Annotated in this window: 19 protein-coding genes; 7 read left to right on the top strand and 12 right to left on the bottom strand. The window is 37.6% G+C overall.

Annotated elements, in window-relative coordinates:
- The first annotated feature begins 33 nt into the window (after positions 1 to 33).
- From gltX to ACFIJR_RS06655, 7 genes are all read left to right on the top strand, one after another.
- Positions 34 to 1464, top strand: a complete 1431-nt coding sequence (gene gltX, locus ACFIJR_RS06685; protein ID WP_375653848.1) for a glutamate--tRNA ligase — start codon at positions 34 to 36, stop codon at positions 1462 to 1464.
- Positions 1465 to 1726: 262 nt separating this feature from the next.
- A complete protein-coding gene (gltA, locus tag ACFIJR_RS06680) occupies positions 1727 to 3022 on the top strand; it encodes a citrate synthase (protein ID WP_375627199.1) in 1296 nt (431 codons plus the stop codon).
- Between the two features lie 722 nt (positions 3023 to 3744).
- Entirely contained in the window at positions 3745 to 4497 is a 753-nt protein-coding gene (locus ACFIJR_RS06675; RefSeq protein ID WP_375626242.1) for a transporter substrate-binding domain-containing protein, read from the top strand.
- Between the two features lie 491 nt (positions 4498 to 4988).
- Positions 4989 to 5741, top strand: a complete 753-nt coding sequence (locus tag ACFIJR_RS06670) for a transporter substrate-binding domain-containing protein (RefSeq protein WP_375648409.1) — start codon at positions 4989 to 4991, stop codon at positions 5739 to 5741.
- 79 nt (positions 5742 to 5820) lie between these two features.
- Positions 5821 to 6543, top strand: coding sequence for an ABC transporter permease (locus ACFIJR_RS06665; RefSeq protein WP_012755055.1), 723 nt, complete (start codon positions 5821 to 5823; stop codon positions 6541 to 6543).
- Complete coding sequence (locus ACFIJR_RS06660; protein ID WP_375620077.1) at positions 6540 to 7247, top strand: ABC transporter permease; 708 nt, start codon at positions 6540 to 6542, stop codon at positions 7245 to 7247. Before ACFIJR_RS06665 ends, ACFIJR_RS06660 begins: the two co-directional genes overlap by 4 nt.
- 79 nt (positions 7248 to 7326) lie before the next feature.
- Positions 7327 to 8100 (top strand): amino acid ABC transporter ATP-binding protein, encoded by a 774-nt coding sequence (locus ACFIJR_RS06655; RefSeq protein WP_375627193.1) that lies wholly within the window; start codon positions 7327 to 7329, stop codon positions 8098 to 8100.
- A gap of 20 nt (positions 8101 to 8120) precedes the next feature.
- Here ACFIJR_RS06655 and lpxB read toward each other — a convergent pair whose 3' ends face one another.
- From lpxB to rpsB, 12 genes are all read right to left on the bottom strand, one after another.
- On the bottom strand, positions 8121 to 9317 hold the full coding sequence (gene lpxB / locus ACFIJR_RS06650) for a lipid-A-disaccharide synthase (RefSeq protein ID WP_375648410.1): 1197 nt from the start codon (positions 9315 to 9317) through the stop codon (positions 8121 to 8123).
- Positions 9310 to 10182 (bottom strand): LpxI family protein, encoded by an 873-nt coding sequence (locus ACFIJR_RS06645; protein ID WP_375648411.1) that lies wholly within the window; start codon positions 10180 to 10182, stop codon positions 9310 to 9312. Before ACFIJR_RS06645 ends, lpxB begins: the two co-directional genes overlap by 8 nt.
- A gap of 2 nt (positions 10183 to 10184) precedes the next feature.
- Complete coding sequence (lpxA, locus tag ACFIJR_RS06640; protein WP_375653846.1) at positions 10185 to 11009, bottom strand: acyl-ACP--UDP-N-acetylglucosamine O-acyltransferase; 825 nt, start codon at positions 11007 to 11009, stop codon at positions 10185 to 10187.
- Between the two features lie 24 nt (positions 11010 to 11033).
- Entirely contained in the window at positions 11034 to 11501 is a 468-nt protein-coding gene (gene fabZ, locus ACFIJR_RS06635) for a 3-hydroxyacyl-ACP dehydratase FabZ (protein WP_375627185.1), read from the bottom strand.
- Between the two features lies 1 nt (position 11502).
- On the bottom strand, positions 11503 to 12549 hold the full coding sequence (lpxD, locus tag ACFIJR_RS06630) for a UDP-3-O-(3-hydroxymyristoyl)glucosamine N-acyltransferase (protein WP_375626258.1): 1047 nt from the start codon (positions 12547 to 12549) through the stop codon (positions 11503 to 11505).
- Between the two features lie 65 nt (positions 12550 to 12614).
- Positions 12615 to 15011 (bottom strand): outer membrane protein assembly factor BamA, encoded by a 2397-nt coding sequence (bamA, locus tag ACFIJR_RS06625; RefSeq protein ID WP_375626260.1) that lies wholly within the window; start codon positions 15009 to 15011, stop codon positions 12615 to 12617.
- Positions 15012 to 15214: 203 nt separating this feature from the next.
- Positions 15215 to 16363 carry an RIP metalloprotease gene (locus ACFIJR_RS06620; RefSeq protein ID WP_375627179.1) on the bottom strand — a complete coding sequence of 383 codons (1149 nt, stop codon included), beginning with the start codon at positions 16361 to 16363 and terminating at the stop codon, positions 15215 to 15217.
- A 15-nt stretch (positions 16364 to 16378) separates the two neighbouring features.
- Positions 16379 to 17194, bottom strand: coding sequence for a phosphatidate cytidylyltransferase (locus tag ACFIJR_RS06615; RefSeq protein ID WP_375626262.1), 816 nt, complete (start codon positions 17192 to 17194; stop codon positions 16379 to 16381).
- A gap of 730 nt (positions 17195 to 17924) precedes the next feature.
- The gene (gene frr / locus ACFIJR_RS06610; protein WP_375626264.1) at positions 17925 to 18485 is read right to left on the bottom strand and encodes a ribosome recycling factor; all 561 of its coding nucleotides are present in this window, start codon (positions 18483 to 18485) and stop codon (positions 17925 to 17927) included.
- Between the two features lie 37 nt (positions 18486 to 18522).
- Complete coding sequence (gene pyrH, locus ACFIJR_RS06605; protein WP_012755043.1) at positions 18523 to 19242, bottom strand: UMP kinase; 720 nt, start codon at positions 19240 to 19242, stop codon at positions 18523 to 18525.
- A gap of 158 nt (positions 19243 to 19400) precedes the next feature.
- Positions 19401 to 20324 carry a translation elongation factor Ts gene (gene tsf / locus ACFIJR_RS06600; RefSeq protein ID WP_375653844.1) on the bottom strand — a complete coding sequence of 308 codons (924 nt, stop codon included), beginning with the start codon at positions 20322 to 20324 and terminating at the stop codon, positions 19401 to 19403.
- A gap of 102 nt (positions 20325 to 20426) precedes the next feature.
- A complete protein-coding gene (gene rpsB / locus ACFIJR_RS06595) occupies positions 20427 to 21206 on the bottom strand; it encodes a 30S ribosomal protein S2 (protein ID WP_375626266.1) in 780 nt (259 codons plus the stop codon).
- Between the last annotated feature and the right edge of the window lie 158 nt (positions 21207 to 21364).

Raw genomic sequence — 21364 nt, 5'->3', positions numbered from 1 at the left:
ATAAGAAATATCTTAGTTTAAAGGAAAATATTCGTGTCTGTTATTACTCGTTTTGCCCCTTCACCCACTGGCTTCCTTCATATTGGTGGTGCTCGTACTGCTCTTTTTAATTGGCTTTATGCAAAACATACCGGTGGAAAAATGCTTTTACGAATTGAAGATACAGACCGAGAGCGCTCAACAGAAGCAGCTGTAAAAGCTATTATAGATGGCTTGCACTGGATGGGGCTTAATTATGATGGCGCCCCTATTTCGCAATTTGAACGTGCTGAACGTCACCGCCAAATCGCCGAACAGTTGGTCAAAAACGGCAAAGCTTACTATTGCTATGCTTCACCTGAGGAGTTAGCTGAAATGCGTGAAAAAGCCCGTGCAGAAGGGCGCCCACCACGTTATGATGGACGTTGGCGCGACCGTGATAGTTCTGAAGCTCCTAAAGGTGTTAAGCCTGTTATTCGCATCAAAGCCCCTCAAGATGGAGAAACGATTGTACATGATCGTGTTCAAGGTGATGTCCGTTTTCCTAATAAAGATCTCGATGACTTCATTATTTTGCGTTCTGATGGTTCGCCTACCTATATGCATGCTGTTGTCGTTGATGATCATGATATGGGTGTAACACATATTATACGCGGTGATGATCATCTTACAAATGCAGCACGCCAAACAATTATCTTCAATGCAATGGGGTGGGACATTCCTGTTATGGCCCATATTCCTCTTATCCATGGTGAAAACGGTGCAAAATTATCAAAGCGACATGGTGCACTCGGTGTTGATGCCTACCGAACAATGGGATATCTTCCTGCTGCTTTGCGTAATTACCTTGTCCGTTTAGGTTGGAGTCATGGTGATGACGAACTGATGTCACTGAAAGATATGATTTCTTGGTTTGACATTGAAGATATTAACAAAGGTGCTGCTCGTTTTGATCTCAAAAAGCTCGATTCCATCAACGGACACTATATGCGCATGAGTAATGATCAAGAACTTTTTGATGCCGCTCTTAATATTCTACCAGAAACCGATAGGGGAGCACAAATTATTGAAAGACTTGATGAAAAACGCCGTGTTCAATTTTTAAAAGCAATCCCGCATTTGAAAGAACGTTCAAAAACACTGTGCGAACTGATTGACAATGCCTCCTTCATTTTTACACAACGACCTTTACAACTTGATGAAAAAGCACAAATGCTCTTGGATAAAAATGGACGAACCATTTTAAACGATCTTTATCTTGCTCTGAAAGCTTGCCCCTCTTGGGATACAAAAAACCTAGATGAAACACTTCGCTCTTGTGTACAAACGCAGAATCTCAAGTTTGGATCTATCGCCCAACCACTTCGCGCAGCTCTTACAGGATGTGCAACATCACCAAGTGTTTTGGATGTTCTTATTTTATTAGGACGCGATGAAGCTCTTCATCGCATCAAGGACCAACTTATCACACCAATATGCCCATGATGTGTACTGAGTATATTTCCTCAAATAGGGATCTATAGAGATATCTCAACGCGCCCTAAAAGAGTTTTTTATGTTATATCATTGAAATACATTTTTTATTGAGTAATAATGATCAATGAGGGAATATTTTTAGATTGCATGTACTCACTTTTGGAGGCAATCTACCCTTAATATAAGTAAGAAAAGCTTCAGTTATACATCCCCCACTCTGATGAAGCAGAGTCTTAATTTTTAGAAGTGAAGGATCTGAAAGGAATACCGAATGTCTGAGAGTAACGCATATATTATTGTGAATGATAGAAAAGTAGAGCTTCCCTTGCGTAAAGGTACGATTGGACCTGAGGTCATTGAAATTGCTTCTCTCTACAAAAAAACCGATATTTTTACTTATGATCCTGGTTTTACTTCAACAGCTTCTTGTGAATCAAAAATTACTTATATCGACGGTGATAAAGGCATATTGCTTTATCGTGGTTATCCTATTGATCAATTGGCTGAGAAAGGAGACTTTCTCGAAAGTTGTTATCTTTTACTTTATGGTGAACTTCCAACACAGCAAGAAAAAAATGAATTTGATCGATGTATTATGCAGCATACCATGGTACACGAACAGTTTGCACGCTTCTTCCATGGCTTCCGCCGTGATTCTCATCCTATGGCCGTCATGGTTGCCTGCCTTGGCGCTATGTCTGCGTTCTATCACGACTCTATTGATATTACAGATCCTCACCAGAGAATGATTGCTTCTGTTCGTCTTATCTCAAAAGTTCCAACGCTTGCTGCTATGGCCTATAAATACAGTATCGGACAAGCATTTGTTTATCCACGTAATGATCTTAGTTATGCTGCAAATTTCCTCCGTATGTGCTTTGCTGTTCCTTGTGAGGAATATAAAACAAACCCTGTGCTTGCTCGGGCGATGGATCAAATCTTTATCCTTCATGCAGATCATGAACAAAATGCTTCTACATCTACGGTACGTCTTGCTGGATCCTCGGGTGCTAATCCGTTTGCCTGTATTGCAGCAGGTGTTGCATGCCTTTGGGGACCAGCACATGGTGGTGCCAATGAAGCATGTTTAAAAATGCTACAAGAAATAGGTTCTATTGAAAGAATTCCTGAATTTATTGCACGTGCAAAAGATAAAAATGATCCTTTCCGCCTTATGGGCTTTGGGCACCGTGTCTATAAAAATTATGACCCACGTGCAAAAATCATGCAAAAAACCTGTCATGAAGTTTTAAAAGAACTCAACATTCAAGATGACCCGCTTCTTGATATTGCAATAGAACTTGAAAAAATTGCCTTAAGTGATGAATATTTTATTGAGAAAAAGCTTTATCCCAATGTTGATTTCTATTCCGGCATTACATTAAAAGCTCTAGGCTTTCCAACTGAAATGTTTACTGTTCTTTTTGCATTGGCACGCAGTGTCGGGTGGGTGGCTCAATGGAAAGAAATGATTGAAGACCCTGCACAAAAAATTGGTCGTCCTCGACAACTCTACACAGGCTATGCTATGCGTGACTATGTTCCTATAGATGAACGTGCAAATTAAAAAAAGAAATCAATAAAGCTTTAGTTTACTGAAGCTTTATTGAAAATAATCCAAAAATATCCTTTGAGAATTTTTATAAAACGTGATTTTAAAACTCTTTCTACAGAGGTAACATCATCATAAAAATTAAAATTCTAAGTTTTAAATTGAGAATACTCTTCTGCAAGTTAGCCAAACATTTAGCAAAAAGAAATTGAAAATTTTACCTTATAATTCTCATTATCTTTAATGGAAGTGTATTTCCTGTCATTCCCTCGTGTTTAAAAACCTTATTGCATATTAAAATCTAGCAATGTAACAATTTTACTTTCTATCTTCTCCAGATAAAATTGCAAAAGGCTTACATTAAGTGCTTCTTTAAAATGCCAAAACTTCTTATCTCTCTTCAAGTAGATTAGAATAAAAATACTTTACATTTTGTCCTGTTAAGAGCTGAAATTTTCTTCGTATTTAAGTTAATAGTTTTCCTTTTAAATCTAACTTGTTGATTTTTTAAGTAAAATTATTAAAAATCATTATATAATCAACAAGAGGTGTACTTTTTTCCTGTATTTTTTATTCCCATACTTGATAAAAATAAATCATTTTTTTGATAATGATATCCAGCATAATGATAGCAAAATGAACACAGATAAATTTTTTACATTGCTCCAAAAGAGCTTACAGATTATAAAAATGCATGATGGTTTCATATTTGCCAGCTTATCTAATAGGAGAACATAATGAAATTATTAGCAGGAGCTCTTATAATAAGCGCAACACTGTTTACCCTATCGGCCAATTCTCAAACGCTGAAAATTGCAAGCGATGCCTCTTATCCGCCATTTAGTTATATTGACTCAAATAACGAACTTCAAGGGTTTGATATTGATATATCTTATGCGCTTTGTAAAAAAATGAATGTTGAATGTACTATTGTCACACAAGACTTCGAGGGGATGATTCCTGGTCTTCTTGCAAAAAAATACGATGCTATCGTTTCTTCCCTTTCTCCTACAAAAGAGCGCTTACAAAAAATTGATTTTACAGATCCTTACTACAGTACTGTACTCGCTGTTATCGTTACCAAAAATTCGGGGATTAAAGAAATCTCAACACAAAACTTTAGAGGTAAAAATCTTGGAGTACAATCGAATACAACACAAGCTGCATATGCGGAAGATTATTATGCCTCTGAAGGAGTGAATATCAAACTTTATCCTACAGCAATAGAAGCTAATCGTGATCTTTTAAGCCATCGGCTTGATATCATTATCTTTGATAAATTAAAAGCATTAAATTGGCTTGAAAATGAAGGAAAAGATTGCTGTATCCTCCTAGGAACTCTAGAAGAAACAAATTTTCCTGTTGCAATTGCACTCCGTCAAAATAATAACGATCTTAAAAACAGTTTTAATAAAGCAATAGAAGAAATCCGTGCTGATGGAACCTATGAAAAAATTATGAAAAAATATTTTACTTTCAATATTGATTAGATATCACTATGAGTTAAAATTCAGTCTTTATATTTAAGGAATATTTTAAACTCTTTATTGGGCATGCAAATGTAATTGGGAATTCGGCATTTTTATAAGAAAATTTACATTTATCAAAATAATTTTAATTGTTGCTCGATATCTAAACGTTTTATAGAATATAATGACAACAATAAGATTGTGTTTTTATGGTATCAAAATCTAATTTTTTCTTTATGTTCAAATTGAATAGCTTTATTTTCAAGAAAAATCCTCAGTTTTTACTCATGAAATGATTCAAATCAATCATTTCATGAAAATTAAGCTATCATACAAGCAATAAGATATTTATTCTTTTTTTATCAATAAAAAAGATAATTTTTTTGATAATAATGTCCAACATAATGATCTAAAATAAACATCAATAAATTTTTGAATTGCTCCAAAAAAGCTTACAGATTATAAAAACATAGTGATTTCATATTTTCCCGCTTATCCAATAGGAGAACATCATGAAACTATTAGCAAGAGCTCTTATAATAAGCGCCGCACTATTCACCCAATTGGCTGATGCGAAAACATTAAAAATTGCGAGTGAAGGCACATACCCTCCCTTTAGTTATATTGACTCAAATAATAAATTGCAGGGACTTGATATTGATATATCTTATGCACTTTGTAAAAAAATGAATGTTGAGTGTACTGTTGTCACACAAGACTTCGAGGGAATGATCCCTGGACTTATTGCAAAAAAATATGATGCTATCATTGCCTCCCTCTCTCTCACACAAGAGCGCTTACAAAAAATTGACTTCACAGATCCTTACTACGATACAGCACTGGCTGTTATTGTTACCAAAGCTTCGGGAATTAAAGAAATCTCAACACAAGACTTTAGAGGTAAAAATCTTGGTGTACAATCAAATACAACACAAGCTTTCTATGCAGAAGATCATTATGCTTCTGAAGAGGTGAAAATTAAACTCTACCCTTCCACAATAGAAGTGAATCGTGACCTTTTAAATCATCGACTTGATGTGATTATTGTTGATAAATTACAAGCATTAAATTGGCTTAAAAATGAAGGAAAAGATTGCTGTCTCCTCCTTGGAACTCTAGAAGAAACAAAATTTCCTGTTGCAATTGCACTGCGTCAAAATAATAATGATCTTAAAAATAAGTTCAATAAGGCGCTAAAAGAAATCCGTTTAGATGGAACTTATGAGAAAATTATGAGAAAATATTTTACAAGTGATATCTATTAAATATCAATATGATGTTTAAATGAAACCCGCTAGTTATTTCTAAAAAATATTATCTAACTCTTTCATGAGGAACACAAGAATGATTGAAAATTTAGCATTGCTATCATTTAGCAATGGTGGATGGGGAGCGGTTATACTTTCTAGTGCAGGAATGACATTGTCATTGGCATTATGTTGTGGACTTCTAGGACTTCCTCTAGGTCTTCTAAATGCAGTGATGATTCGATCCAATATTAAGATGGCCAAAGCGATGGCACGCCTCTTTTCAACGGTATTTCGTGGACTACCAGAGCTTTTAACTTTGTTTTTAGTTTACTACGGGTTACAAAGCCTTATTCAAAATGTCTTTGACTATTTTAATTTTGAAATCATGTTCAGTATCAATGCTTTTGTTGCTGGTGTTCTTGCGCTTAGTATGGTTCTTGCAGCTTTTTCTTGTGAGGTTTGGCTTGGAGCATTTAATATTTTTGATAAAGGCCAATATGAAGCGGCTAAAGCTTTAGGCCTTTCACGGTCAACCACATTTTTTCGTATTGTCTTTCCTCAGCTCATCCGAAATGCCTTGCCAGGACTTTCTAATAATTGGCTTACTTTACTGAAAGATACATCCCTTGTTTCAACCATCGCACTTGTTGACCTCATGCGACAAACGAACTTAGCTGTCGCTGCTACCAATAAACCCATGCTATTTTATCTTGTAGCATGCTTACTCTATTTGTTATTTTCAGCGGTTTTTACTGCAATCTTACGCCATTTGGAAACATACACTCAAATAGGCGATAAAAAGGTGCTACGTCAATGATTCCTGAGTGGCTGTATTTCCTTTTCAATCCTGATCTTTTAAGTCATTATGGACCAAAATTTATTAATGGCTTTATTGTTACTGTTGAGCTTGTTTCTATTTCTTGTTCTCTTGGTTTTTTTCTTGGTATGCTTATCGCTTTTGCACGTTTATCAAAAAATACATTTTTACAGTATTGTGCAAACGCTTATGTCTATTTTTTCCGTGGCTCTCCTTTATTAGCTCAACTCTTCCTTTTTTATTATGGACTTGGTTCAATGAACGACTTCTGGCAACAGGTTGGTTTGTGGTGGTTTTTTCAAAACGCGTGGTATTGTTGTCTTTTTATTTTTACTCTCAATTCTGCTGCCTATCAATCTGAGATCTTTAAAGGAAGTTTTCTATCCGTAACAACTGGGCAACGTGAAGCATCAAAAGCTTTAGGTCTAAGTAACTCTGTCACATTTTTTAGAGTTATTCTTCCACAAGCAATGATTGTAGCATTACGCCCCCTAGGAAATGAGTTGATTTTAATGATTAAATCCAGTGCTCTTGCCTCACTTATTACTGTTTATGATTTAATGGGGGTTGCTAAACTCACTTATTCACGGACTTTCGATTTTCAAGTTTACGTTTGGGCTGCTCTTATCTATCTCTTTATCGTTGAACTCATTCATCGTTTTATTGTTTTTATCGAACAACGCCTCACTCGATATTTACGGTAAATAAAAATGATCATAAAAAACTTCACAAACAAAAATGTTGAATTAATCAAGTTATTCATCAATGAAAGAATAAAATAAGATGAATTTGAAAAGTAATAAATCGATCTCTCCCTGTAAAAACCCTGTGATCTCTATTCGAAATCTAAATAAATGGTATGGAAACTTTCAGGTCCTACATGATATCAACTTTAATGTTCAAGCTGGTGAACATATCGTTATTTGTGGACCATCGGGATCAGGAAAATCAACATTAATCCGTTGTATTAATCAATTAGAACAAGCACAAAAAGGTTCAATCTGTATCCATAATGTTGATATCCATACCGCTCCTATACAACAGCAAAAAAATGTTCTTCGTAAGATAGGAATGGTCTTTCAGAACTTTAATTTATTTCCCCACATGAGTGTTATACAAAATTGTATTTTAGCACCTATGACAGTTCAAGGACTTTCCAAACAACAAGCACAAGAACGGGCAATTCGCTACTTAACGCATGTTGGTATTGAAAAACACTGTGAAAAATATCCTTTACAACTTTCTGGTGGGCAACAGCAACGTGTTGCGATTGCCCGTGCACTTTGTATGGAACCTGAAGTCATGCTTTTTGATGAACCAACCTCTGCTCTTGATCCAGAAAGTGTGGGAGAAGTTTTAGACGTGATGGCTCGATTGGCCGATACAGGGATCACAATGCTTTGTGTTACCCATGAAATGGGCTTCGCACGTAAAGTCTCAGAAAGAATACTCTTTCTAGAAAATGGAAAAATTATTGAAGATACAGCCTCTGAAGAATTTTTTACTAATCCTAAAAGCCAACGTGCTTGTAATTTTCTTGCTAAAATTAAATATTAATTATTAACATATTGCTTTATTTATACAATTTTATTCCTGCTTTTTAAAAGAGTGATAATTGTTTGTGCGCCAACAACCCCCGATGGTACTTCAGTTTTCATTTTCTGTTCTACCATCTCAAAGGCATCGAGTTGTGCCTGTCGTATTAAAGGATTAAACAAAAGTTGTTCTACTTGTCTTGCTAACATGCCTGGGCGTAGAAATTCATCAAAATATTCCGGTACAATAGGCTTATCAGAAATAATATTGGGAAGAGCTGCACTCCATAAAATTATTTTAGGGAAAAAAAAGAATTTAGAAAAACGATCAAGTTTATAGCAAAGGACCGTTGGAATTTTAGCTAATGCTAATTCAAGCGAAACCGTTCCAGATGCTGCAAGTGCAACATCTGCTTGTGCAAAAGCACGCCATTTTGCATCTTCACCAACTACAATTTCTACTTTGCTTTTCCAGCCTTGTACAAAATCACGAATTTTATCCGCTAAACGTGGTAAGGTTGGTAAAATAATACGTAAATGAGGAATACGTTTTACAAGAATCTCTACTGTTTCTCGAAAAATAGGCATCAAAGAACGAATTTCTAAATTGCGTGATCCTGGTAAAATAACTAATGTAGGCGATGATGTTTGTGTATCGATCAAATTTCTTTGTTCTAATTGGCATTTTTTTTCTGACTGAACTATCAAAAGGGAAGGATATGTCAAAAGACGATGTCCAACATAAGTCGTGGGAGGACCACCCAAATCTTGCATAATCTTTTCTTCAAAAGGAAAAACCGCTAAAACATGGTCAACAAACTTGCGCATAGCTTTAGCGCGCTCTGGACGCCATGCCCAAACGGTTGGTGCAACATATTTAATGATAGGAATAGAAGGCGCTAAAACGCGCACCTTTTTTGCAACACGATGCGTGAAATCAGGACTATCAATAATAATGAGGCAATCAGGTTGTTCTTGTGCAATAAATTTGGATAAATTGCGAATATGTAGCAACAATAATGGTAGTTTTTTCAACACCTCCTTTAAACCTATTAAAGCAATATCATGGGAATCAAAAAAGCTTTTTAAACCTAATGCCTTTAAATGCCTCCCCCCAACACCAATCAAATGAATATTGCATCCTGTTTGTTGTGATAAACAAGAAATTAAATCGGACGCAAGTAAATCACCAGATTCCTCCCCTGAAACCACAGCAATCTTTAAAAAACAATTATTCATGACCAAACTTTTCAAATGTCTCTATAAATAGAGAATATTTGTTGGCTTTTTCTATTGTTGTTTTCACCGATAATATTAGACTTCTATTTGCCTCCACCGCAACACCAGATAAACCACTCTTTGCAATATTCATTATTGTCGCGGGCCCAATTGATGGTAAATCAACGCGATTATCCTGTTGTGGTTTTGCACATTTTACAAGAACGCCACCTTTAAGGGGAATTTGCCCTCTTTCTCGCATTTCACAAACACGCCACAACATATTATCAGTTCCCTCAGCGCCCTCCAGTGCAACCACCCTTCCTTGGACAACAACAACGGCTTGCCCGATATCTAATTGACCTAAAAGCTTTGCTGCTTCTGCTGCTAAAAAAATATCTTTTTTCTCTTTTCGCGTAGCACGCCGCACTGTTAAATCAAACTCTATGGGAGCTAAAAGATCTGCGACTATCTCGTGAGCACCAACAACACGAAAACCATACGTTTCAATAATCCGTATAAAAGCTTTTAATAACGCATCATCCCCTCTCTTCAAAGCTCCGATTAACTTAGGGAGAGCTAAAAATGTTGTCCAGTCCAGTCGCAATTGTTTAAGAAGTGGGCGCTTTTTCACACCACCTGCCAAAACAACATTATAAACTCCAGCCTCTTTTAAGATTTTAACGAGTCGCGCTAACTCCACAATTGATAGCTCGCAATGCTCATAGCGATAAAGAACAGAATCCGCCTCACCACGCAAAAGCACAAGAAAAGGATTCTCTCCATTCTTCTCAAGAGCCTGCGCAACAGTAATCGGTAGAACACCATTTCCTGCTATAATAGCAGTACGGCCGGAAAGAAAACTTCTGGCTCCCCAAATAGGCATTTTTAATCCTTATGTTCTTTTATTCTATCACCTTCAAATTTTGGTGTACAATAAAAACGTTTTCCTTCTTCCTTAATAAAATTAACTATATCAAGAACAGACTGAGAAGAAGAATAGAAAGAAGCAACATCACTGACACGCTCTTTAAATGGTTTGCTATGATCAAAAAGCATAGCAACCGCATGACGGAGTGCATGAATATCTTGACGCTCAAGTCCCGCACGCTTCATGCCAATAATATTGAGGCCAGCAAGTTTTGCCTGTACCCCAACAGCTGTTCCATAGGGAATGAGATCACCAACCAATGCCGATACACCACCAATAAATGCATGATGCCCAACACGAACAAATTGATGCACAGCAGCACCCCCACCAATAATCACATAATCACCAATAATAACATGACCAGCTATCATCACATTATTTGCGAATGTTACATGATTCCCTACATGGCAATCATGAGCAATATGCGCATAACAAAAAAATTGGCAATTATCACCAACAACTGTCATTCCTACACTCGAATCGGAACCCCTATGCATTGTTACGCCTTCACGAATCGTGCAGTTTTCACCAATCGAAAGAGTCGTAGCCCCTCCCTTATGTTTATTATTTTGCGGATCTGCTCCCAAAACTGCATGAGAAAATACTTTACTCTTGGCTCCTAACGTTGTCTTCCCCATTATCACAACATGACTCATCAAACTGCATCCATCACCAATAACAGCATCTGAACTAATATGACAAAACGGTCCAACTTGTACATTCTCACCAAGCTGCGCTCCATTCTCCACAAGAGCAGTTGGATGGATTTTCGTACCGGACATTTTTAAATTCCCATCAAATATCTTTTATTCTTGTTCGACAATCATCGCAGCAATTTCTGCTTCAGCGACGCGGACATCTTCTACTTTTGCAACGCACGAAAAACGTCTCATACCAGATCTTTTTTTCAAGAGCTGAACATGAATCTTGAGCTGATCACCAGGCATAACCGGCTTACGAAATTTCGCATTATCAACCGTCATAAGGTAAACTAAATTTGTTTGCTTATTGCCTAAATTTAAAAGTGCTATTGCTCCTGCCGTTTGTGCCATAGCTTCTAAAATCAAAACTCCAGGCATAACAGGCTTCGCGGGAAAATGTCCCGTAAAATGCGGCTCATTAATCGTTATATTTTTAATACCAATAGCTCCTTGTTCACCATCAATATCAACGATACGATCAATTAATAAAAATGGATAACGGTGCGGTAATATTGATAATAGTTTTTCAATATCGACAGCCTCTAAGTTTTTAGTCTTTTCACTGCTGATCATATCAGCGTTTCTCCTTTTTAACTTTTCCCATACTGCGCAACGTCGCTACTTCACGAAACCATTGTTTAAATGGTCGTGCTGGACTACCTCCCCATTTTTCGCCATCCGGAATGTCATTCATAACACCACTACGAGCAGCAATCTGAACACATTTACCTATTATGATGTGATCGGCTACTCCGACACCTCCGCCAAGCTGAGACATATCCCCTATCGATGTACTTCCCGCAATGCCACATTGAGCGGCAATAAGACAATAGCGGCCAATTTTTACATTGTGGGCAATTTGGACAAGATTATCAATCTTGCTTCCTTCACCAATAACAGTATCTTGAAATGTCCCACGATCAATTGTCGTGTTCGCACCAACTTCTACACCATCCTCAATAATAACGCGACCAAGCTGTGGAATTTTCTCGATTCCAGAAACGCCCCCAATATAACCAAAACCATCTTGCCCAATGCAAACACCAGGATAAAGCTGAACCTTATCACCTATTATAGAACACTGAACTGTTACCTTAGGAGCAATATAGCAGTCACATCCAATACGGCAATTTTCACCGATAACAGCTGTGGATGAAATAAGAGTTCCTGCACCAATCTCAACATTTCTACCAATAACAGCTCCCGCTTCAATACACACATCATGTGCCAACTTAGCCGTTGGATGAATATGCGCATGCGATGAAATCCCCTTGGGTCCCAACCAAGGCATTGGCTTGACAGAATCTGGAAACAAAATACGACCAATCTGAGCAAAGTCACGCTGTGGTGTGGATGTTACTAAAATTGCCATAGTTTCGGGAACTTTAAAAACAATCTCATTCGTACAAAAAACAGCAACAGCGGAACTGTCCAGTAAAGCATCAGAAAACTTCCGATGCTCTACAAAAACAAGAGAACCCTCCACAGCACTCTCAAGTGAAGAAAGAGTATTGATAACTTTATGAGAAAACTCTGGATTAAGAAGCTTTGCACCCGTCAACTCAGCAACATTTGCAACTGTCAATTGCCGGGACGGCGTAAAAAAAAATGTATCCGCCATCAAAACACTTTCTCTCCCAGCTTAAGCTATTCTCTTCAAGTTTTTCCTTCTTAAAATCGCTCAAATCAGAACTTTGTAGAAATACCAAAATTCAATTGTTGCAAACGATCACCTTCCTGCTTCGTTATTGGCCAAGCATAATCAAAACGCAAAGGACCAAACGGAGAATCCCACATCAAACTCACACCTGCAGATGAACGCCAAGCACTTTTGGTATTGGTAACAGACGGTTCACCCTTAAAAACGGCTTTATAATTATTGCCATAAAGCGTGGCAATATCCGCAAATAAAGCACCGCGCAACCCGAACCCTTCAGGCACAACAGGGATAGGAAACTGTACTTCAGCAGTCGCATTCATATATGTTGTTCCCCCCAAGAAATAAACCTCACCCTTACTGGAAACCTGACGCGGACCTATTCCATTATATTTGAACCCTCGAATCATATCAGTATTCGCTTTAAACATATCGAAAATACGAACACCATCTCGACCCATTCCGTGGATATAACCACCCCCAAAGGAAAGCAAACCAACAATATCCTTCTGGTCAGAAAGAGTCTTGTACATCATCGCCTTACCCGTGGTCTTCAAGAACTTTGCACTTCCACCAAGCCCTGCATATTCCTGAAGAAGATGCACGTACCACCCATCATGGGGGGATCTCATATCATCAATCGTATTATAGGTGAAACCATAACTAATTGATGAACGTTTCCAAGGGCTTTGTTTTGCAGCTTGAACAATCGCACCAGAATATTTCCCATATAATGCTATTACGTCACTCTCTTTGTCAAAATCATACTCTCCGCCAAAATCATATTCTTCCTGCACGTAAGAATAAGCTAAATTAGCAGATAATTGATTATTAATAGGTAACGAAAACCGCAGCGATCCACCTGTCTGTCGTACATCATAAGCTTTATCAGCACGATAAGTACTACGAAAAACATCAACACCAGCAGATAAACGATACCCTAAGAAATAAGGATCAACAAATGATAAATTATAATTACGAGATTTTTCTTGCCCTGCACCCAACCCTAAACGAACATATTGACCACGTCCCCCAAGATTACGTTCAGTAACAGAAACTTCAAGTGACATACCAGGACTTGTTCCCCCTGTTGTATATCCTCCAGAAAGAGAGAGATCTCCTGTTGAAGCTTCAACGACATCTATTACCAAAATAACTTGGTCAGATTGATCTGTGGGAACCATTGAAATATTAACAGCTTTGAAGAAACCTAAACTTTCTAGACGACGTTTTGCCCGCTGTAATAAAGTTTGATTGTAAGCATCCCCTTCGTTTAAATCAATCTCACGGCGAATGACGTAATCACGCGTTTTCTCATTGCCACGTATATCAATACGCTGAATATAAGCACGTGTACCCTGTTCAATATTATATAAAATTGAAATTGTATGATTTGCTAAATTACGATTTCCCCGCGGCTCAACTTTAGCAAAAGCATATCCCGAATCAGCAACCTTGTTATTAATAATTGCAACAGACTGTTCAATATCTTCTGCACTATAAACATCACCTGGCTGGGTTTTAAGCCCCCTTTTCACAGATTGAACGTCAATTCCATCAACATCACTTTCAACCTGAATATCACTAATTTTATAGCGCACCCCCTCATCAAGAACGAAAGAAATTTTATATGTATTGCTTGCTGCATCAAAAGTCGCTTTAGAAGAGACTACACGAAAATCTGCATAACCACGATTATAATAAAAGCGACGTAAAGCTTCTTCATCAGCAGCGAGACGCTCTTCACTGTAAACATCACCTCCCAACAACTTCGAAAAAATTCCTGAAGTTTTTGTTGAAATCACATCACGCAAACGGCGACTTCCAAAGACACTATTCCCCTTAAAAGTGATATCACCAATCTTTGTTTTTTGCCCTTCAACAACATTAAATACTACATTAACTCGTCCTTTTCCAAGGTTAATCGTTTGAACGTTGACAGTGATATTATTACGACCAAGAGTTTTATAAGCTTCACGAATTGTATTTATATCAGCAGAAAGCTTAGCAGAATTAAAAGGCTCATTCGGTTTTAAAGAAATAAACCGCTTAAGATCTGGGTCTTTAAAAGATTTATTTCCCTGAAACAATATCTGATTGACAACCTCATATTCTTTTACGAATACAACCAATTTATCACCTACCGGATTTATTTTAACATCATAAAATAAACCCAATTCGAAAAGATTCTTCACAGCATTATCAACATCAGCACTGGAAACCCCTTGTCCAGCCTTAATCCCGATATTGTCTCGAATTGCCTGAGAACTTACAAACTTATTCCCACGAACCTCAATAGAACGGACTACAGACGCTTGTATTTCTCCAACCGCAGCAATTGACATAAAAACCGTTGCTGGGGCAATCATCCCCATTTTTAACACCAATACAGATGCTGCATTTAAAAACTTTGAATTTGTAGTCATTGGCTTTTTTACCTTACTCTTGTTCCTTGGACATGATGCCTTAAAAAGCTAACTGCCATAACAACCTCTTTACAGCGAGACTTTTCATTCCTTAATTACTCATTATAATGTACGACGCCACAACATTTTGCAGACATGGTAAACAACCTTCAATTTGTTTTCGCTATTATTACTCAATTTATAAAGCGTTTTCCATAATTTAATTAGCTAAACCAACAAAAATAATCATTAAAAAAGACAAAGATCATAAAAAGGAGAAGAATGGAAAAACCTAAACGAAAAATAATTCCCTGGATTTTAGCAGATATTTCCCTCCCAGTAATGACCTCAATGACATGCAATAAAAGATGCCCACCATCAAGCGGTAGAATCGGAAAAAGGTTAATAAGCCCAACACTTATTGAAAGAAAAGCCGCTAAATTCAACAAAGAGACAAAACCTGTCTCGCTCACTTTCCAAGCAATTTTAACGGTTTTAGAAGGTCCACTTAGCCGACAACGGTCCTCTTTTCCTCCTATTAAACGACTCATAAAAAGAACGGTTTGAGTGACGATAAACACAGTACGGTCTGACGCTTCTCTTACGGCTGTTACAAAACCATAGCGAATATGTTTTATATAAGTTGGATCTAAATGTGCAGGATTATTTAAATCAATAGGAACACCTACACCTATCATAGCACTTCGTGTTCGATTACCAAATCCATCATCTCGCTCAACGATTTTCGGAGTAATCACCGTTGTAAAGAATCGCCCCATGCGTTCTATTTTAAACTCTATGGGTTCTCTTCCGTGAAAAGCTACATAATTCATCAAATCTTCAAAACTTTCAACCCGTCGTCCATCCATTTCAACAAAACGATCACCTAATTCCAAACCGGACTGAAGAGCAGGGCTATCTTTTACCAAAGAACCAATAACGGGCTCAATGGCTACACGACCATAGATAAAGAAAAAAAATGTTAGAATAACAACAGTAAAAAGGGCATTGAAAAAAGGACCGGCAAAAACAGTTGCTGCTTTTTTCCAAGCATGCGCACTAGCAAATGAACCGTCAACAATCAGAGATGATTGGGATGATACCGTATCATTTTTTTCCTCATCCCCAACAAACTTTACATACCCTCCTACGGGGATAAGCGCTAAACGCCACTTCGTGCCATGCTTATCTGTATAACTCGCTATTTCTGGCCCAAATCCAAGCGAAAAAACTAACGCCTTAATACCACACCACCGACCAATGAGATAATGCCCAAATTCGTGCACAAAAATGATAATCATAATGATGAAAAGAATACTCAAACTTCTTAAAAGAAAATCACCCATAGTGACGATATAATTTAAAAGTCCCAAACTACCTTCTCCCAATTAGATCATACTAAAAAGATTAAAAGGTGCATCCATATCAGACATAAATGAACCAATTAAATAAAGAAGAAAAGCTGCCCCTACCAATCCATCTATACGATCCATAAAACCACCATGTCCAGGCAATAAAGAACTAGAATCTTTAACAGAAAACCGTCTTTTGAGCCATGATTGCCCTAAATCACTCAATTGTGAAACAATTGACAAAACAAGTGTAAGGAGAGGCACAAAAAAACTTGCTAAATTTATATCAAAAAATCCAAAAGCAACCCATATACCACCGAAAACTCCGACAAATGTACCACCAAGTGCTCCTGACCATGTTTTATTAGGAGAAAATTGTGGTGCTAATTTAGGTCCCCCTAATGCACGTCCGATAAAATACCCGCCAATATCTGTTCCCCACACTATCGTAAATAAGAAAATAACAACTTGGAACCCCAACATTTCATGATCCCGTAGAAAGCATAAAGCAACAACAGGAAAAGATGCATATAAAAAACCACAAAAAACCCAACCACTCTTTTTTATAGATATAATAGCCAACACCGCAGCCAAAACGATTAAAACACAAAAAATCAATGAAGCAGATACACTCAACACTAAAAAAAAGCCAAAGATCAAATAAAAGCTACTTGCTAATATTTTTTGTAAAATACACCATTTCTCTTTAGTAATACTCATCCACTCATAAAGAACAAAACCGCCAATACACCATACAAATAAAAAAAAGGAGATCCCTCCCAACCATGTTAGATACAATGCAATAAAACCAAACACAAAAGCTGTCAGAACACGATAAACCAAATTAGACAAAACAACATCCAAACAATAAAAATAGAAAATACAAGCTCTAAAATTGACGTAAGAAAAACCTCCCTACGCAATATTTTTATTTCATACTTGTATAAATTTCCCTTATAATTTATCATAAACAATTCAGTTTACCAAGATAGCGCTTATAAGACAAATAATCAATGAAAACAGCTTCGAAAATCTCCGTCAAGATTGATCCTAAAGTATTTTTTTAATATTTTCTCAAATATAAAATGAAAAAGCAGCTACCTATCCCCATATAAATTAACTAATATAGGTTTCATATAAAAACACTTCTCTATCAAATATTCGTCGTAAAAAAACGAATTATACCATATAGCATCTGCTTCATCGATTATACTCAGATGTTTTATAATGGAAAATAAGGAAAGGTTAGGCTTGTTTTTTTGTGTTATATTCTTTCCCCAACCCTCATCTTAGAATATTTAAATAATTTCTAAGAATGCTTTCATTATGCTGTTTAACAAAGACATGCTAAACTGAAAGCCCTCACCATGCTGCTCAATAGCGTCTTCCAGCAAAGGACATGATTTACCACGCAGATTAAAAAATTAAAACATCTGCCCTTTCAAATCAATCTCTCCCATATCAAAATGATAAAATACCTTCCTGCATCACACCTTGTTATCACAGAGCACACCACTTCCCTTATCTATAGAAACAATTTACAGGCTGGGAGTAAACATCCTTTTCTAACAACAAAATCGTCTTAAACGTGCATAATTTCAGATTCTTTTACGGCTAAAATTTTATCAATATCAGCAATCGTTTCATCTGTGAGTTTTTGAACTTTTTCAGACAAACTATGGGCTTCATCTTGTCCAATTTCACCATCTTTTTCTAACTTTTTCAAATTGTCCATACCATCCCGACGAACATGACGTGTAGCAACACGCGCTTGCTCTGCATAGTGATGTGCAATTTTTACAAGTTCTTTACGGCGCTCTTCATTCAACTCAGGCAAAGGAATACGTAAATTCGTACCATCAGTTATGGGATTTAAACCAAGACCAGAATCGCGAATAGCGCGCTCTACAGCTCCTACCATCGTTTTATCCCATACAGAAACAGAAAGCATCCGAGGTTCGGGAACAGAAATATTAGCAACCTGATTTATGTGCACAACAGAACCATAAGATTCAACGGTCAACGGCTCTAATAAACTGGCCGATGCACGTCCAGTCCGCAAACCACCTAATTCATGTTTAAAAGCCGTAATAGCACCATCCATGCGACGTTTCAGATCATCTATAATTGATGTAACATTCATATTTCTGTCTCCTTCAATTGTCCTTTGAAGCTTACCCTTATTCTGATACTATTGTAAAGCGTCCTGTTCCATTCAAGACCTTAGCCAAACCGCCCTTTTCATGAATGGAATACACAATAATCGGTACATTGTTCTCACGTGCTAAAGTAACCGCCGTTGAATCCATAACAGATAATCCCCATTGTAAAACTTCAACATGTGTTAATTGGTCAAAACGTTTAGCCGTAGGGTCTATCTTTGGATCTGCTGAATAAATACCATCAACTTGTGTTCCTTTAAGAAGGACATCCGCACCAATCTCAGCTGCACGCAAAGTAGCAGCAGAATCAGTGGTAAAAAATGGATTTCCTGTACCGCCCGCAAAAATAACAACTTTTCCCTGATTCATATAAGCTATTGCTTTACGTTGCGAAAAACTTTCACAAATTTGTGGCATAGCAATCGCAGAGAGTACAACAGTTTCAACCCCTAATTTTGTCAAAGATGTTCGCAATGCTAAAGAGTTGATAGCAGTTGCAAGCATTCCCATATGATCCCCTGTCACTCGGTCTCCACCATGTGAAGCAACAGCAACGCCACGAAAAATATTTCCCCCACCGATAACAACTGCAACTTCTATCCCCATTGTGCGCACTTCTGCAATATCAGCGGCAATACGATCTACAACAGAAACATCAATGCCAAAACTTTGCCCCCCCATAAGAGCTTCACCAGAAGCTTTTAAAAGAATACGTTTATACGGAAGTGCTAATGCCATTAATAATCTCCCCAAAAGCACATTTACTTTTTGCTTTTGACATCACGAAGGGCACCACTTTTTTTCACGTGACGCCCTCTCAACAATTACATTGCCCACACCAGAGATTCTACAACCAACGATATGATTTTAAATCTCTAATCAAGAGTTTGCAATAACTAGCCTTTTACAGCAGCAGCAACCTCTGCAGCAAAATCAGACTCCTCTTTTTCCACACCTTCACCCAATGCAAAACGAATAAAGCCTGTAATTTTTGCTGGTGCACCAATTGATTTCTCAGCATCCTTTAAAGCTGCCTCAACAGTCATATCAGGATTCATAACGAAAGCTTGAGAAAGCAAAACAACCTCTTCAAAAAACTTACGCATACGTCCTTCTACCATTTTTTCAATGATATTTTCAGGCTTTCCAGACTGACGTGCTTGATCTGAAAAAATTGCTTTTTCACGCTCAACAGCAGCAGCATCAACATCTTGTGCTGTAAGTGCTAAGGGATTGGTTGCCGCAATATGCATTGCAACTTGCCGACCAAAAGCAAGAGCAGCCTCTTTATTTCCTGTTGTTTCAATCGCAACCAAAACACCAAGCTTACCAAGACCATCAGCTACACTATTGTGTATATAAGTCGCAACAACACCATTCTCAACAGACAATTTAGCGGAACGACGAAATGTCATATTTTCGCCAATTGTACCAATTGCATCTTTAATCGTAAGCTCTACAGTTTTCTCAGAACCGGGATAAAGAGAAACAGAAACAGATTCAACATCACCTGACGTATCCAAAGCAGCAATTGCTATATTGCGCACGATGTCTTGGAATCCGGCATTGCGTGCAACAAAATCTGTTTCAGAATTAACCTCAACCAAAACCGCATTTAAATCTTTTGATACGACTCCGATTAATCCTTCAGCCGCTGTACGACCAGCCTTTTTATCTGCTTTAGCTATTCCTTTTTTACGAAGCCAATCAACAGCAGCTTCCATATCACCACTGGTTTCAGCTAGAGCGGCTTTACAGTCCATCATACCAGCGCCAGATAGTTCTCGAAGTTCTTTTACTTGTGCAGCAGTAATGCTCATATTTGCCTCTTTATTTTGTAATAGTGAAAGCGTGCACCCCCCCTCTGCACGCCTATAACTTCTTCTTTAGACAATAAAAGTACCTTAATTAGGCGTTTTATATTATTCAGAAACTTCTGAAACCGCATTTTCTTTCAAAATAGGCTCCACAGGCGCATCAACTTGAGCTCCCAAATCAATACCCATTGCTCCTTGCTGGCGTGCAATACCATCAAGGGCAGCACGAGCAAAAAGATCGCAATAAAGAGAAATTGCACGCGAAGCATCATCATTACCTGGTATCGGATGCGTTACGTCATCAGGATCGCAATTGGTATCAATAATAGCAATCACTGGAATACCTAAACGTTTTGCTTCTTGAAGGGCAATATTTTCTTTATTCGTATCGATGACAAATATAAGATCTGGAACAGATCCCATATCTTTAATACCACCAAGCGCACGATTAAGCTTTTCACGATCACGTTCAAGATTTAAACGTTCTTTTTTGGTAAAACCTTGCGCCTCAGCAGCAAGAATTTTGTCAAGCTTTCGCAAACGATGTATCGAATTGGAAATCGTTTTCCAGTTTGTGAGCATGCCACCAAGCCAACGTGCATTAACGTAATACTGGGCAGAACGATTCGCCGCATCAGCGATAATGTCAGATGCTTGCCTTTTCGTACCAACAAAGAGAATACGACCACCACGCGCAACAGTATCTGAAACAAGTTTAAGCGCTTGGTGTAAAAGCGGAACGGTCTGAGCAAGGTCAATAATATGGATATTATTACGCTGACCATAGATATAGGGAGTCATTTTGGGATTCCAACGATGAGTCTGGTGACCAAAATGCACACCTGCTTCTAAAAGCTGGTGCATAGTAAAATCGGGTAGTGCCATAAATCTTATCCTTTCCGGTTCAACCTCCGCGGAAAAAGCAGGAAAACCTACTACCGGCGGATGCTTGCTAGAATTTTCTCACAAATTATTTGCAAACACCCAAACTCCGCGTGTGGAATAGTGCAAACATACTAATATTTGATTCTTTTTCAAGTCAT

This window comes from Bartonella sp. OD88NMGDW (assembly GCF_042193775.1).
Lineage (GTDB): Bacteria > Pseudomonadota > Alphaproteobacteria > Rhizobiales > Rhizobiaceae > Bartonella > Bartonella grahamii.
This window is presented reverse-complemented; position numbering and strand designations above follow the sequence as displayed.

Excerpts from the sequence above, each read along its gene's own strand:
- lpxD (WP_375626258.1), bottom strand. The coding sequence starts at position 12,549 with ATGGCGGATACATTTTTTTTTACGCCGTCCCGGCAATTGACAGTTGCA.
- ACFIJR_RS06675 (WP_375626242.1), top strand. The coding sequence starts at position 3,745 with ATGAAATTATTAGCAGGAGCTCTTATAATAAGCGCAACACTGTTTACC.
- gltA (WP_375627199.1), top strand. The coding sequence starts at position 1,727 with ATGTCTGAGAGTAACGCATATATTATTGTGAATGATAGAAAAGTAGAG.
- lpxB (WP_375648410.1), bottom strand. The coding sequence starts at position 9,317 with ATGAATAATTGTTTTTTAAAGATTGCTGTGGTTTCAGGGGAGGAATCT.
- ACFIJR_RS06655 (WP_375627193.1), top strand. The coding sequence starts at position 7,327 with ATGAATTTGAAAAGTAATAAATCGATCTCTCCCTGTAAAAACCCTGTG.
- ACFIJR_RS06645 (WP_375648411.1), bottom strand. The coding sequence starts at position 10,182 with ATGCCTATTTGGGGAGCCAGAAGTTTTCTTTCCGGCCGTACTGCTATT.
- fabZ (WP_375627185.1), bottom strand. The coding sequence starts at position 11,501 with ATGATCAGCAGTGAAAAGACTAAAAACTTAGAGGCTGTCGATATTGAA.
- pyrH (WP_012755043.1), bottom strand. The coding sequence starts at position 19,242 with ATGGCATTAGCACTTCCGTATAAACGTATTCTTTTAAAAGCTTCTGGT.
- frr (WP_375626264.1), bottom strand. The coding sequence starts at position 18,485 with ATGAATGTTACATCAATTATAGATGATCTGAAACGTCGCATGGATGGT.
- bamA (WP_375626260.1), bottom strand. The coding sequence starts at position 15,011 with ATGACTACAAATTCAAAGTTTTTAAATGCAGCATCTGTATTGGTGTTA.
- ACFIJR_RS06665 (WP_012755055.1), top strand. The coding sequence starts at position 5,821 with ATGATTGAAAATTTAGCATTGCTATCATTTAGCAATGGTGGATGGGGA.
- tsf (WP_375653844.1), bottom strand. The coding sequence starts at position 20,324 with ATGAGCATTACTGCTGCACAAGTAAAAGAACTTCGAGAACTATCTGGC.
- lpxA (WP_375653846.1), bottom strand. The coding sequence starts at position 11,009 with ATGTCCGGTACGAAAATCCATCCAACTGCTCTTGTGGAGAATGGAGCG.
- ACFIJR_RS06670 (WP_375648409.1), top strand. The coding sequence starts at position 4,989 with ATGAAACTATTAGCAAGAGCTCTTATAATAAGCGCCGCACTATTCACC.
- rpsB (WP_375626266.1), bottom strand. The coding sequence starts at position 21,206 with ATGGCACTACCCGATTTTACTATGCACCAGCTTTTAGAAGCAGGTGTG.
- ACFIJR_RS06660 (WP_375620077.1), top strand. The coding sequence starts at position 6,540 with ATGATTCCTGAGTGGCTGTATTTCCTTTTCAATCCTGATCTTTTAAGT.